General features: G+C 51.5%; 10 protein-coding genes. 3 read left to right on the top strand and 7 right to left on the bottom strand.

The window, feature by feature from the left end; translation table 11 throughout:
• Positions 1-283 precede the first annotated feature (283 nt).
• Genes Q9291_RS00735 through Q9291_RS00725 form a run of 3 tightly spaced genes read right to left on the bottom strand, consistent with a single transcriptional unit; the run spans position 284 to position 3,650 of the window.
• Positions 284-1,447: an ABC transporter permease gene (locus Q9291_RS00735; RefSeq protein WP_306388066.1), complete on the bottom strand. Its 1,164-nt coding sequence runs from the start codon at positions 1,445-1,447 to the stop codon at positions 284-286.
• Positions 1,429-2,205, bottom strand: coding sequence for an ABC transporter ATP-binding protein (locus Q9291_RS00730; protein ID WP_306388065.1), 777 nt, complete (start codon positions 2,203-2,205; stop codon positions 1,429-1,431). Before Q9291_RS00730 ends, Q9291_RS00735 begins: the two co-directional genes overlap by 19 nt.
• The gene (locus Q9291_RS00725; RefSeq protein WP_306388064.1) at positions 2,202-3,650 is read right to left on the bottom strand and encodes a hypothetical protein; all 1,449 of its coding nucleotides are present in this window, start codon (positions 3,648-3,650) and stop codon (positions 2,202-2,204) included. Before Q9291_RS00725 ends, Q9291_RS00730 begins: the two co-directional genes overlap by 4 nt.
• An 874-nt stretch (positions 3,651-4,524) precedes the next feature.
• Here Q9291_RS00725 and nudB point away from each other — a divergent pair.
• The 3 genes from nudB to Q9291_RS00710 all read left to right on the top strand — a co-directional run bounded on the left by nudB (position 4,525) and on the right by Q9291_RS00710 (position 6,578).
• Positions 4,525-4,977 carry a dihydroneopterin triphosphate diphosphatase gene (gene nudB / locus Q9291_RS00720; protein WP_306388257.1) on the top strand — a complete coding sequence of 151 codons (453 nt, stop codon included), beginning with the start codon at positions 4,525-4,527 and terminating at the stop codon, positions 4,975-4,977.
• Between the two features lie 75 nt (positions 4,978-5,052).
• Complete coding sequence (nadA, locus tag Q9291_RS00715; RefSeq protein WP_306388063.1) at positions 5,053-6,150, top strand: quinolinate synthase NadA; 1,098 nt, start codon at positions 5,053-5,055, stop codon at positions 6,148-6,150.
• On the top strand, positions 6,150-6,578 hold the full coding sequence (locus Q9291_RS00710) for an HIT family protein (protein WP_370530720.1): 429 nt from the start codon (positions 6,150-6,152) through the stop codon (positions 6,576-6,578). Before nadA ends, Q9291_RS00710 begins: the two co-directional genes overlap by 1 nt.
• Positions 6,579-7,479: 901 nt before the next feature.
• Here Q9291_RS00710 and Q9291_RS00705 read toward each other — a convergent pair.
• Genes Q9291_RS00705 through Q9291_RS00690 form a run of 4 tightly spaced genes read right to left on the bottom strand, consistent with a single transcriptional unit; the run spans position 7,480 to position 13,799 of the window.
• A complete protein-coding gene (locus Q9291_RS00705) occupies positions 7,480-10,551 on the bottom strand; it encodes an efflux RND transporter permease subunit (protein ID WP_306388061.1) in 3,072 nt (1,023 codons plus the stop codon).
• A 2-nt stretch (positions 10,552-10,553) separates the two neighbouring features.
• Positions 10,554-11,717, bottom strand: coding sequence for an efflux RND transporter periplasmic adaptor subunit (locus Q9291_RS00700; protein ID WP_306388060.1), 1,164 nt, complete (start codon positions 11,715-11,717; stop codon positions 10,554-10,556).
• Between the two features lie 2 nt (positions 11,718-11,719).
• Positions 11,720-13,132: an efflux transporter outer membrane subunit gene (locus Q9291_RS00695; RefSeq protein WP_306388059.1), complete on the bottom strand. Its 1,413-nt coding sequence runs from the start codon at positions 13,130-13,132 to the stop codon at positions 11,720-11,722.
• Positions 13,125-13,799: a TetR/AcrR family transcriptional regulator gene (locus Q9291_RS00690; RefSeq protein ID WP_306388058.1), complete on the bottom strand. Its 675-nt coding sequence runs from the start codon at positions 13,797-13,799 to the stop codon at positions 13,125-13,127. Before Q9291_RS00690 ends, Q9291_RS00695 begins: the two co-directional genes overlap by 8 nt.
• Positions 13,800-13,940: the final 141 nt, after the last annotated feature.

Here is a 13,940-nt window from a genome sequence, read left to right as displayed (position 1 = left end):
ATAGTTGCAAATGTTGGCGGTACAACATTAAAAGTGTGGGTTTGTTTCTAGAACACTTTTGATGGTTATGGCAATGAAAGTGATTTTCAACCCAGATTTACCATGAGGACTTTAAACGGCAACGCAGGGTGGCTGGATGGATTTTTTGTGGAAATTTGAGCGTCAATCGTCATTTTATTGACCGAACATTTGCGCAAAAAAGACGCAATCTAGACAAGTGGACGTTCAAGTAGATTGCAAATCGCCTCATGGAAAATTTGGGTTCAATCCATGGGAGAATGACTCAATGGTGACGGATCGTTGCGAAGACTCGGCTGGTGATAGTGATGAAGAAAAGAATGAGGATGGCATGACAACCAACCAGCGATAGTATTGGCTTGAGGCTAAGGGGCTCACCGCTGAGGAGTGCAATGATGCCATGATGTTGCGCCAATACGGGCAGACAGGTTTGCCAAACACTCACTTGACCGCCTTGAGTTAAGAAGAGCATCGGAACAAAAGCCACCAGTAACATGACCAGAGTGGCATTGGTTTGCGCCTGCCGGGTGGAAGCGGCTACAGCCCCTAAAAAAAGCAACAAGGCAGCAAAAAAACCTACCAAAGGCAAGATCAAACACAAGCAAATCATGGCTTCATCACTGCCAAAGTTAAACATGGCCTTGAGGGTGTCACTGGCGATCCATGCTTGCGCGGGGATAAAGCCTAAAGTCGCCAGGGTTGCCAGGATTGCGCCTAAGGTAGTAACGGCCAACCATTTTCCAATCACTAAATGAACTGGCGAGGTCAGGGTCACGGCCAATGCCTCCAGCGTTCCTTTTTCGCGCTCGCCAGCCGTGGTTTCTAACGCGGCACTCCATACCCCATAGAGGGCAGCAAACACCAAAAAGTAGGGCAGCATGCCGAACAGTTTGACGGTTTGTGCTTTGTCTGAGGCTTGATCCTGTTCCTCCAACTGTATCAGTTCGTGCATTCTGAGCAGCGTGGGCTGTTGCATTAAAGCCCATTCGCTTTGCATGCTGGCGTAGCCAAGCAGCCAGCGTTTTAGCCTGCTCACAGAAGCTTGTGTGCGTGCTTGTTGACTGTTGGTGAGTAGTGTCAATGTCGCGACTTCTCCGCGCTGCCATTGCTGGTCAAATTGCGGCGGCACAATCACCACTGGTTCTAACAATCGCCCTTCACGCAACGCTGCCTCATAATCAGGAGGCGCCGGGACGATTTGTGCACTTTCTCGTTGCAGATAGTTTTGCAAGCTAGGGCTGTCTGCCAGGCGATGCACCACCACCACGCGTCGCTCGGATTTGGCTTCATACTCCGACAGCATATTGGCCATGAATAACAAACACAGTGGCCCAGCCAATACGGTGACGAGTCCAACGGTTAAGAGTCCGCGCCGATCCCGCAGTGAGTCTTTGAACTCTTTTTTAAAAATCACCCAACGTTGATGCATGAGATTGTCTCCCCAAATGCCAAAGCAGCAAACGCATCTTCAAAGTGTTGCGCAGCATTGGCCACCGTAATTTGTCTGACACTGCCGGTAGCCTTGACTTGGCCTTGCACCAACACAATCACTTGATCGGCAATCATTTCAACTTCGTGCAGATGATGCGTGGACAGCAGAATACATTTGCCCCCACCTGCCTCGCTCGCTAAATAACGGAGGAAATTTCGCAATTTGCGTACCGAGGCCAAATCCAGCCCGTTGGTCGGTTCATCTAATACCAGGGTGTGGGGGTCATGCACCAGCGCTCTTGCCAATGCGATGCGCATGCGCTCTCCTAGACTGCACGCTCCCGCTTTTTTGGCGAGCACATGGGCGAAGCCCAAATGGCTATCCAGTGTTTGGATCCTAAGCGTGATATGTGCATCAGACAGGCCATACAGTGCGCCAAAATAACGAATATTTTCTTCCCCTGTTAACCGAGGGTATAAGCCGCATCCATCACTTAAATAGGCAAATTTCGCCGTGTGCAAATGGGCAGGCTGCCCTTGAATCAAGATGCTTCCTGCCTCTGGCTTTTCCAAGCCCGCAAGCATTCTGAGAAAAGTGGTTTTACCCGCGCCATTGGGTCCCAGCAAGGCCGTGATACAGGCGTCTTCAGCCCGCAAAGAGACGCGGTCAAGCACGGGTCTGCCTGGCTGGGTTTTTCTAAAAAGTGAGGAGTGCTCAAAACGTTTGCTGAGGTCAATGGCTTCGATCATAATCATTTTTTCTTTATCGCGTCTGCGAGCGAGGGCTTGACAGGCAAGGGCATGTTGAGCAAACACTCGGCCTCGATCTCTGTTTGACGTACAGAGACGGCTTTACCCGTTTGCAATTGTTTATCCACGACATTCACGTAACGTGCAATCACCTCTTTGGCACAACCATAACTAAATACGTGCTCTACGCCTGGCACATGGAGCAATAGCGTCGATTCTAACGGGGTATCGTTCTGGCCAACCGACCATAAGCCGCCACGCAAAATCAATTGCGGCGGTGGTTGCGTTTTATGCTTGATGGGTTGGTGCATCAACTTGGGGCTTGATTGACACAGGGTTTGATAACGCTGCTTGAGTTGCTGATAGATCCAATTCACCAAGAATGAAGGATGGGCAGGGGCAACCGCAGTGTTATCGGTAAATGTCTGCCAGTCGATGCATTGCTCGGCAAGATAAAACACGTCATTGACCTGAGGCAAGCGCCTTGTCCATTGCCCTGCAATTAATTGATATAGGGGCAACCAGTTTCCCTGATTGGCTTGATGAAACACATTGGGCAACCATTGTGACTGTTCAGTGAGGTTGAGCTGTTGCTGGAGGGCATAGACTAAAAAAGGGGCTGTGAATGTGATGGATTCCTCGGCAAATGTATAGGGACTTTGCACCGTGACCAATGTTGGTAATTGCGTGCGCAGTTGGCTAAACGCCTGTTGGAGTCCAAGGGCATCTGACGCACATTGTCCGCTGCGACGACATTGCGTATCGATGGCTTGCAGCTTGCGGTCTATCGCCACCGCTTGCGCCATCAGCGACGATGGAGCACGGGCCTCCGACGGGTTATCCATCACTTGAAACAATACTCTACCCGGGGATTGTTGCTGCCATGCGCTGGCAATTTCAGCCCCTGCTTGCTCGGCAAAAATCGTTACTTTAGTCAGATTTAACTGCTTGGCGACTGCTTCATAATACCCAGCCAGGGTTTCGGGGGTGAGCTCATCGAGCACCCCTAGTGTTTTAAGTTCAGTTTGACAACTTGCCAAATATTCTGGATGGGCAAAACGATCCAGACGAAAAGACAGGCTGTTCCAAGGTTTAGACCAGCCACAGTGATTGCGCAACCCTGAGGCATGTGGCGTCAATTCGATCCAGATAAGATCACGTTTGTTGCGAATCCTTGACAAACTATTGATCATAAATGGGGCCCGCGCAGTCGGACTGACGCTTAAACTGCTCGGAATCCAAATCAGTGGGGATGGCAAAGGATAACGCACTCTGGCCGCCACCTTGAATACCCTCACATCAAACAGTGATTGATGCGACACCGAACTTTCAACGACCAACGTAGTACATTCGATTGCATAGGAAAATCCACTGATACGACAAGGCGTGAAGGCAAACGCAGTGTGGCTATGATGAAACAACAGCACTAGAAAAATCAATCGCATGTGCATGGCAACCCACTGCTGAAGATCAATACAAAACGCCGGCACACTGTCAAATACACCTTTTCACTCCGAATAAGCACTGAGCAAACAGGCGAGTCTCTCAAGAATACGCCAAGACGCTTCATCATTGGGGTCGGCTGATTGAGATGGGTCAGTATGTTGGTTTTTAATGGGTGTTGACCACCATGCCCCTTAAAAAAATGGAGGTTGTCTTCGATAATATTGGGGTTCATCGTCAACAGCCTCCTCACAAGCGCGAATAGTCACACTTTTTTTAATCCACGAATATAGCCAGGGCTGTCGTGATTAGCCTTGGATACCAACAGGTGCATCCATACAATAAGTTAGTTTAAACCCTATTCTAAGGCATTGTTGCTGTCAAGCCGAGATCACCCATGCACAAACTGACAACTGATTTTGATACTGGGGCTTTGTAAGAAGCAGTGGGATTCAAACTGTTTCAAAAAATAAACGCTGTCACCAAAAAAAACCCAAGCATCAAGCTTGGGTTAAGCAATATCCTCGGGAAAGGATAATCAGGGAAGATTCGTTGTTATTATCTTTAACATTCAATCAACTTGATAAAATCAAATGATTTACAACTATAAAGACAACACTATGTTTAAAATAGAGCATTTTATATGCCGATTTTTTATTATCGTTAAGGCATTGATATAATTAAATATTTTATAATTTATAACCATGCACCCGATAGATTGGTGGTTGTAGTCATATACAATGGTTGATATCAACCACCATTCATCAAAGTAGACAAAACGGTTGAAACATATGACCTGCCGGCTGGTCAGAACAACCATTCAATTTCCTGTAAGATGTTTTTAGCGTGAGTTCACCGCTTGTTGAAACATCGACCAATAACATGACCCATTACAAAACACCCGTTTCTGCACTAATCTTGATTCACACCCCGCAACTTGAGGTCTTGCTGATGGAACGCGCCGACAAAGCGGGCTTTTGGCAATCGGTCACCGGCAGTCTGGAGGCTGACGAAACGCCTTATCAGGCGGCGATTCGCGAAGTGAAAGAAGAGACAGGACTGGATGCGCTGGCCTATGACTTTCAAGACTGGCATGCAAGCAATGTCTATGAAATCTATCCACATTGGCGCCATCGCTACGCGCCGGATGTGACTGAAAATACCGAACACTTGTTTGGCCTGTGTGTTCCGGAACCAATGCCCGTAAGCCTCGCGCCCAATGAACATACCCGTTATGTATGGCTGGATTGGCGCGAAGCAGCCAAAAAAGTATTCAGCTGGACCAATGTGGATGCGCTGAAACGGCTGGGTGAAAAACACCAGTTGACGCTCTGATGCTGCATTTACAATTGGGATTAATCCACATCGGTTGTAAAATAACGTTTTCACCCCCATCTGATCAATACAAGCATGCAAACTGCCACCATACAATTTGAGAAATTCCAGTCTGCCAAAGACGATGACTGTCAGGCACGGATTTTGGCCGCCCGTGAAAAGCTGGGCAAGCGACTGGTGATTCTGGGCCACCACTACCAGCATGAAAGCGTGTATCGCCATGCCGACTTCTCTGGTGACTCCCTTAAACTGTCAAAATATTGCGACAGTCTGGATGCTGAATTTATCGTGTTTCTGGGCGTGCACTTTATGGCGGAAGTGGCCGATATTCTGAGCCGTCCAGAGCAAATTGTGGTGTTACCTGACTTGGCCGCCGGGTGCTCCATGGCGGACATGGCCAATCTGGCAAAAGTAGAACGCAGCTATCGCGAACTCAGCAAGGTACTGGATTTTGATCAAACCATCACGCCAGTGACCTACATTAACTCGGCCGCCGATTTAAAAGCATTTTGTGGTGAACACGGCGGCATTGTTTGCACCAGTACCAATGCACCCAAGATTTTAGAGTGGAGCTTTAGCCAGCGTGAAAAAGTTCTGTTCTTCCCTGACCAGCATTTGGGTCGCTGGAGCGGCTACAAAATGGGTATTCCGCTGGAACACATGCCGGTATGGGACCCTGACTTGCCGATGGGCGGCCTGACAGAACAACAAATCAAAGAGGCCAAAATTCTGCTGTGGAAAGGTCATTGCTCGGTACACCAGATGTTCCGCAAACAGAATATTGACCAGTTCCGCGCCCAGCATCCTGATGGCAAGGTGATTTCGCATCCGGAAACGGCCTTTGAAGTGTGCATCAATTCGGATTATGTCGGCTCGACCGAGTATATCTTGCGCACGGTCAGTGAAGCAGAACCTGGCACCAAGTGGCTGGTGGGCACTGAGCTGAATCTGGTCACGCGCCTGGCCGAACAGATGAAACCGCAGAACAAGCTGGTGCAATTTATGAGCCATGTGGTGTGCGAATGCTCGACCATGGCGCGTATCGATCCGCAACATCTGGCCTGGTGCCTGGAAAACCTTGCAGAAGGCAACGTGGTCAACCAGATTAAAGTGCCTGAAGACGAGGCCAAACTGGCCAAACTGACTTTGGACCGCATGCTGGCAGTCTCATGATCATTAAGTGCCCGCTCTGCACCCCAACCCCGCAAGACCTGTTGTGGCAGGATGACTTCTGCCGGGTCGTGCTGTTACATGATGCCGACTATCCGGCGTATTGCCGCATCGAACTGCTTGCACACGTCAAGGAAATGACCGACCTGCCGCCTGCTGAACGCGCACGTACCATGAAAGTGGTGTTTGCCGTTGAGCGCGCGGTGCGTGATGTGATACAACCGGACAAAATTAACCTGGCGAGTTTAGGCAATAAAACACCGCATATGCATTGGCATGTGATTCCCAGATTTGAGCATGACAAGCACTTCCCGAACAGTCACTGGGGAGAGGCCGTGCGGGATTCCGAGGTGCAGCCGCTGAGTCAGACGGTAAGGGATCAGTTGCAACAACTGGTGGTTGAGCGTGTGGAATGTGCGCTTAACAGTTAATTATTTCACCCAACCCAAAATTCTCAGCTAACTCACACCTGGGTGCCTCTAAAAATTCAAATTACTACGCCAGACAAGGCGCGAGTAAAAAATTTTGACGCCGCATATATTTGATATGTAAGGATAAATTTTTTATGAGCAACGCAGTATCGCAACGGAATTTGAATTTTTAGAGGTGCCCACATATCTTTTCAGCCCAAGCTGAGTGAGAGCCCTCGCCCACAGCAACACAGTCGCATCCTGAATATCAAACCAGATTAAGGAATCATGTATTTCGACTTTTCAGCGACCGTTCTTTTCTATTCTTGTCTTTAAGAAGACTTTAGAGTCGGCATTTTTGAACAGACGTTAGTGTTTGATTGTCATGTTTCTTTTCGCCTTTAGGCGAGTAACTTTTCTTTGCTTGCACAAAGATAAAGTCACCAAAAGAAAGTGCACCCCAGCTTCCGCTTGATTCCTGCGTTGCTCACCAAAATAAGCGCTCGCGAAACTCAACCTGGCAGCTCACGTATTATGTGAGCTGCCAGGTTGAGTTTCGATGGACGCCCGACAAGCCGAGTAGCGCAAGGATCAAGCGGAAGCTGGGGTGTCTTGTTCTTTGCCTTCTTTCTTATGGACAAGCATAAGAAAGAACGGTCGCCTAAAGGCGAAATGAAACAGTAGAAACAACCAGTAACCATCCGCGTGGGCATTCATGCCCACCCTTGTCCACTAAAAAATACAGTCGGCAACCCCGTCTGGACTTCCAAGACATGCCCCCACAATCGCGTGCGATCCAAAACGGCATGACATATATGCTTGATAAATAAAAATAAAGAATATTTTGCGCATTATCCAATAACAAAAAAGCGCACGTCAAAGTGCGCTTTTTTAAGTCAACCGGCAAGGTCAAGCCATCCTATTACACATGCTTACGCGCAAGTCGCGCCAAGCCCCTCACCCACCCCAGCAAATCATCCACATAGGTATACAACACCGGAATCACCACCAAGCTCAACACTGTTGAGGTGATCAACCCACCAATCACCGTAATCGCCATCGGTGCGCGGAAACTGGGGTCTGCACTCAAGCCCAAGGCAATCGGCATCATGCCGGCCGCCATGGCAATCGTGGTCATGATAATTGGCCGTGCACGCTTGTGGCAGCCATCAATAATGGCATCAAACCGGCTGAGCTTGCGCTCTTTGCGCGCCATGATGGTGTATTCGACCAGCAAAATGGAGTTTTTGGTAACCACGCCCATCAGCATCAGCAGGCCAATCACGCTCGGCATGGAGAAGCTGTTATGCGTGACCAGCAAAGCAAAGAATGCGCCTCCCAATGACAGGGGCAGTGCGCCCAGAATGGTGACGGGTTGTAAGAAGTCGCCAAACAGCAGCACCAGCACCACATAAATGCACAGGATGCCGATAATCATGGCGCCGCCAAAACTGGCAAACAACTCGTTCATGCGCTTGGCATCGCCGGCTTCGAGCTGCTTCACGCTCGGCGGCAGATTTTGCATGGCGGGCAGTTGCTGCACTTCACGCAAGACTTCACCAATCTGGCGTTTGTTGAGCTCAATATCAAAGGTCACGTTACGCATGCGGTCCATGCGGTCAATTTGCTGCGGACCACTGCCCATACGCACCGTGGCAACCGTTTCGAGACTCACGCTGCCGTTACGGGCAGGAATGCGTAATTGTGCGATTTCCTGCAGACTGCTGCGCACACTGGGGCCCAAGCGCACACGAATAGGCACCTGCCGCTGAGGCAGATTGAGTTTGGGCATGCTGTTGGAGAAATCCCCCGAAGTGGCCACGCGGATCACCTGTGCAATGGCTTCCACCGTGACACCCAATTCGGCGGCTTTGTCCACATCGGGAATGATTTGCACTTCAGGTCGCTGCAAGCTGGCGCTCGAGGTGATATTGCCGACGCCGCCCAAAGTGCGCAATTGCTGCTCGACTTGCTGGCTGGCACTGGACAGGGCAATCGGGTCATCGCTGGCCAGCGTAATTTGTAATTTTTCGCCAGACTCACCGATGCCTACCGAAATGCGTGCCCCCGGCAAACTTTTCAAGCGTTCACGCAAGTCGGCCTCGATCTCGGATTGTTTTTGATGGCGCTGGCTACGGTCGGTGAGGCTGATTACCAGGCTGCCTTTACGCACATCTGTAGAGTTTTGCGATGCATTAGGCCCGCCACCGCCGGTGCTGGCGGTGCCCGCGGCACTGAACACTGCAGTCACTTCAGGATGCTGTTTCACAATCTGCTCGGCCAGTTGTACTACCTGACGCGTTTGCTCCAGAGGCGTGCCGGGTTGCAGTTCAATATTGACCTTGGTCTGACTACTGTCAGAGGAAGGGACAAACCCTTTTGGCAACAACGGCATCAGGCTGAGAGAGCCAACAACAAACAGCAGAAACCCTGCCACCACTGTTTTGCGATGATGCAAACACCAGCTGACCCAGCGCAGATAAATACCCATCGAGGCTGAATCTACCTCCTCTTTCATCGCGTGCGGCTTGAGCAGATAAGCCGACATCATGGGCGTCAGCAACCGTGCGACCACCAGTGAGCCCAGAATGGCGATGGCTGCGGTAATGCCAAACTGCTTGAAAAATTTACCTGGGATACCGCTCATAAACGCGGTGGGCAGAAAAATCGCCACCAGCGTAAACGTGGTCGCAATCACGGCAAAGCCAATTTCATCGGCGGCTTCCATCGCGGCCTGATAAGGTGTTTTGCCCATGCGCAGGTGGCGCACAATATTTTCAATTTCTACAATCGCATCATCCACCAGAATACCCACCACCAACGCCATCGCCAGCAAGGTCAGCACGTTGAGTGAAAATCCAAAATACTGCATAAAGGCAAAGGTCGGGATCATCGATAATGGCAGCGCAACTGCGGCAATAATCGTGGCACGCCAGTCGCGCAAAAACCACCACACCACCAGAATGGCCAGCAACGCCCCTTCATACAACAACTGCATGGAACCGTGATAGTTGTCTTCCACCGGCTTCACCATGTTAAAGGCTTCAATGATCTTGACCTGCGGATGCTGCTGGCTGAAGGATGCCAGTGCAGCACGCACATCCTTGGCGACGGTGACTTCGCTGGTGCCCTTGCTGCGCGTGATTTCAAAGCGGATGACTGGCTTGCCATCATAACTGGCATACGTCGTGCGCTCGGCATAGGTATCCAGCACTTCAGCCACTTGCGAGAGCTTGATATGCCGGCCATCACCAAGCGGAATATCGAGATTGCGCACTTCATCGGCGCTATGCAAAGCACCCAGCGTGCGCACGGACTGGATATTGTCACCAATATCGCCACGGCCACCGGAAGCATCCTGCTGGACACGTTTGAGTTGCGCCGAGACATCACTGACATTGACGCTCAGACCAGACATCAGGGTCGGATCCAGATTGACCTGCACTTCGCGGTCCACACCGCCCGTACGCGTGATTTTGCCAACGCCATTCACCGCAAGCATGGCCTTGCTGACCTCGTTATCGACAAACCATGACAGCTCGCCCTCATCCATATTCTCGGCGGAGGCCACAAAGGTCAGGATAGCGCTGCCGGAAGTCGTCAGCTTGGACACGGTGGGGGTAGTCACGGAAACAGGTAACTCAGAACGCGCGCTATCCACTGCATTACGCACCAGATTGAGCGCCTCTTCACTGTTGGTATCAATCGTAAACTGCACACTGATGCTGACACTGCCATCGGTAATCGTGGTGGTCATATGCTCAATGCCGCCAATGGTCGCAATCTTGTCTTCTATTTTGCGTGCCACCTCGGTTTCGAGCTGTGGCGGCGCGGCACCTTCCAGCGAGGCACTGACCGTAATGACCGGCAACTCAATATCAGGGAAGTTTTGTTTACCCAGCTGATTGAGCGACTTGATGCCCAGAAAGCTCAGCACCACAAATAACAAAATGGCCGGGACCGGGTTACGGATAGACCAGGCAGAAAAATTCATACTTACACTCCGCCTTTTACAGTGGAAATCACTCTCACGGTGTCCCCGTCATTCAAAAATGCGCCGCCGGTCAAGACCATGCTGGCGTGTGGTGCCACGCCTTCCAGCAACTCAATCTGCTCGCCGCGGCTACGTCCGGTGCGCACCTTGCGTTGCGTCACTTTGCTGGTATTCTGGCTACCCAGCTGTCCCAACTCAAATACATAGGCAAAGCCATCACGGTAGGTCACTGCACTGAGTGGCACTGCCAAGCCCTGTTGCTGGCCCACATCGATCTTGCCCTGCACATACATGCCGGGCTTGGCGGCGTCTTTGGGAATATCCACATACACCAGCGCATTGCGGGTATTGCTGTCTACGGTCGGCGCCACCAGGCGTACCCGCCCTGTCACCTTTTTCGCGCCGGGCAAGATCAGATTCACCACCTGTCCGGTATGGATGGCCATTTGCTGGTCAGCATTGACCTCGCCGCGCCACTCAATACGGCTCTGGCGCACAAGACGAAACAGTTCGGCGCCTGATGAAACCACATTGCCCAGATTGGCCGAGCGGGAAGACACCACCCCGTCATCCGGCGCCACCACCCGGGTTTGCCGCAACCGGATTTTCTGGTTTTCGAGTTCCGCCTGCGATAATGCCAGATTGGCCACCGCGGTCTGCTCGGCAATCAGGTATTCATTGATTTTTTGTGCAGATAAAGCGCCACTTTCACGGATTTCGCGCGCGCGGTCAGCATTGCTTTTGGCTTCAGCCAGCGCGGCTTTATCCTTTTCAACGGTGGCCATCTGCTTTTGTACATCGGCCTTGACGGTTTCATCCGCCAAAAGCACCAGCGGCTCGCCCTTACGCACTTGTGTACCGACATCTGCCAGTACCTGCTGAATACGCAAGCCTCCAATTTCGGCGCTCACCAGCGCCTCCTGCCATGGAAAAATACTGCCATTCAGAGTGGTGGTCATCGGCCATTGCACCGCAACGGGCTGTATCGCTTCGACACTGAGTGCCGCTTTGCCCGCGGTGGCTGCGCCCGCTGCCTCACGCTTACTGCGTTTATCTGCCAGCTCCGCCTGATGCGTAGGATGCAGCAAGAACCACACACTCACCCCCACCAGCACGGCCGCGATGGCCAAAAACTTGGTTTTTTTTGTCAACATATTCGCTGCCATGATTAATCCCTTTTTTGTCCTGCTTGTTCTTGCCAGTCACCACCAAATGCCTTGTAAAGTGCGATCCATTGCAACACCCTGGTTTTTTTCTGCGTGATCACATTCAACTCGGCATTGATTTTCTGCCTGCGCGCATCTTCTAATGAAAGCAGGTCTAGCCCGCCTGACTTCCAATTGAGTTCTGCAGCCTTGAAGTACTGGCCATACTGCGCTGCACTTGCGCCTTCTGACTGTTCACGGCGGGTGGCACTGTTCAGATTCACCAGCGCCTGTTCAACCTCTTTTACGGCATTACGTACATCCTGCTTGTAGGTAGCCAGCAAGTTATCAAATGTGGCCCTGTCAGCTTCCACGGCCGCCCGGCTGGCGCCACCATCAAACAGAGGCAGTTTCAGGCTGGGGCCATACGACCAGGTTTGGCCGCGAATCACCATGCCGTTGATTGTGGTTTGCCGGTAACCAATCGAGCCTGTCAGGCTGAGGCTAGGGTATAAAGCGGCTTTACTGACACCGATATTGGCACTGGCTTCGGCCAGGTTGCGCTCATCCTTGACCAGGTCTGGTCGGCGCGTCAGCAGTTCGGCAGGCAAGCGCTGCACATCGAACATGGCCGGTTGTGGCATGCCTTTGCCGCGTGCCAGTACGCTGCGCAACTCCGGTTCAGCGAGGTTGGTCAGGGCGACCAGCGCCTTGACCAGGCCATCGCATTCCGCCTGCTGACCATCCAGTGTCGATTCACTGGCACGCGTCGCTGCCTCTGCGAGCGCCAGTTCTGCCGGGGCAGTAAACCCGGCGCCACTAGAAATGCCTGTCAAACGTGCTGTTTCGCGACGCGAACCCCATGCTTGCTGCAAGGCGCTGACGGTGTCCTGACAAGCACGGTAGTTCACATAATTGTTGGCCACTTCAGCAGCCAGCGAAATACGCGCATCATGCCAAGCCATTTCCCGCGACTCCAGTTGCGCCTTTGCCGCCTGCTTGCCTGCCCTGACCTTGCCAAACAAATCCAGCTCCCAGCTGGCATCCAGTGTGCCAGAGGTGATTTTCACTGTACTGGCACCCAGCGCTGCATTGGCGCCCTTGCTTTCAGTAAACGAGCCGGTGGTACTCAGTGTAGGAAAGCCTTGTGCATAAGCCGAACCAAGATTGGCCCGCGCAGCGCGAATATTTGAGAGCGCGAGCTCAAGGGACGGACTTTCTTGTTGCGCCTGCAACAGCAACTGATCCAGTACCGGATCATGAAATTGCGCCCACCAATCTTTAAGTGAAGCCACTTTACCTGTATGCGGTAACGGTAACGAGGCTTGCCACTGTGCGGGGATTACTGGTTTGGGGCGAATATACTCTTCCAATATTGAGCAACCTGCCAACGGAATCACCAGACAAAGCCAATACCATCGATAGCGCTTACCCATGATTGTGCTCCATCCCTGTGATTCCCTTAAGAAACAATGTCACTACAAAATTGATATGTGCCTCGGCATCCCAATCCGCTGGCAATGCGCCGAACAGGGCTTTGTTGCGCGGCCCGGCAATGACCAATTCGCAATAAGACTCTGCTGCCTGTTTAAAATTCACGCTTGGCAAACTGCCCTGCGCCGCATAAAAAGCCAATACTTCAGCCAACATCTGAAATAAGCGCTCAGGCCCGGCCTGCTTCATGGCCAGCGCCAATTCTGGCACATGGTAAAACTCGGAAACGCCGATACGATAAAAAGAAACCATGCGAGGCTCCAGCACACGGTTGAGGATGAAACGACCAATACGGGTCAGAACTTCATTCAGGCTGTGTTTGTGCAGGTCATCCACCTGCACCATAGCAGACACATCCTGCTCCACCATCTGTGCGACTGCGGCGATCAGCAATTCATATTTATTGTCATAGCGTTCGTAGATGGTGCGTGTGGAGACACCGCAATGCGCGGCAATACGGGCTACGCTGGTTTGCGTGACACCCTCGGTCATGAACAGCTCGAGCGCCTGTGCCAGTAACTGGCTATGCCGCTCGTTTTCTGTACCGGCTCTGGGGCGTCCCACCCGAGTTTTGGCGCTGTTTGCTGCTGGATTATGGGCTGATATCATGTGCGCTTAAAATAAAAATAAAACGTTTCATTTTTATTTTAAGCGTGGCATACACGATTTGGCAAGTATTTTGTTGTATCGCGCCGGCTACAAAACTGCAAATCACCCGCGCTGCTTTGCTATACTCGCAACACTTTTTAT

Source organism: Methylophilus aquaticus (assembly GCF_030769565.1).
Lineage (GTDB): Bacteria > Pseudomonadota > Gammaproteobacteria > Burkholderiales > Methylophilaceae > Methylophilus > Methylophilus aquaticus.
This window is presented reverse-complemented; position numbering and strand designations above follow the sequence as displayed.

What these genes read in the sequence shown, in the direction of transcription:
- Q9291_RS00735 (WP_306388066.1), bottom strand. Translation starts at nt 1,447, where the DNA reads ATGCATCAACGTTGGGTGATTTTTAAAAAAGAGTTCAAAGACTCACTG.
- Q9291_RS00730 (WP_306388065.1), bottom strand. Translation starts at nt 2,205, where the DNA reads ATGATTATGATCGAAGCCATTGACCTCAGCAAACGTTTTGAGCACTCC.
- Q9291_RS00725 (WP_306388064.1), bottom strand. Translation starts at nt 3,650, where the DNA reads ATGCACATGCGATTGATTTTTCTAGTGCTGTTGTTTCATCATAGCCAC.
- nudB (WP_306388257.1), top strand. Translation starts at nt 4,525, where the DNA reads ATGACCCATTACAAAACACCCGTTTCTGCACTAATCTTGATTCACACC.
- nadA (WP_306388063.1), top strand. Translation starts at nt 5,053, where the DNA reads ATGCAAACTGCCACCATACAATTTGAGAAATTCCAGTCTGCCAAAGAC.
- Q9291_RS00705 (WP_306388061.1), bottom strand. Translation starts at nt 10,551, where the DNA reads ATGAATTTTTCTGCCTGGTCTATCCGTAACCCGGTCCCGGCCATTTTG.
- Q9291_RS00700 (WP_306388060.1), bottom strand. Translation starts at nt 11,717, where the DNA reads ATGGCAGCGAATATGTTGACAAAAAAAACCAAGTTTTTGGCCATCGCG.
- Q9291_RS00695 (WP_306388059.1), bottom strand. Translation starts at nt 13,132, where the DNA reads ATGGGTAAGCGCTATCGATGGTATTGGCTTTGTCTGGTGATTCCGTTG.
- Q9291_RS00690 (WP_306388058.1), bottom strand. Translation starts at nt 13,799, where the DNA reads ATGATATCAGCCCATAATCCAGCAGCAAACAGCGCCAAAACTCGGGTG.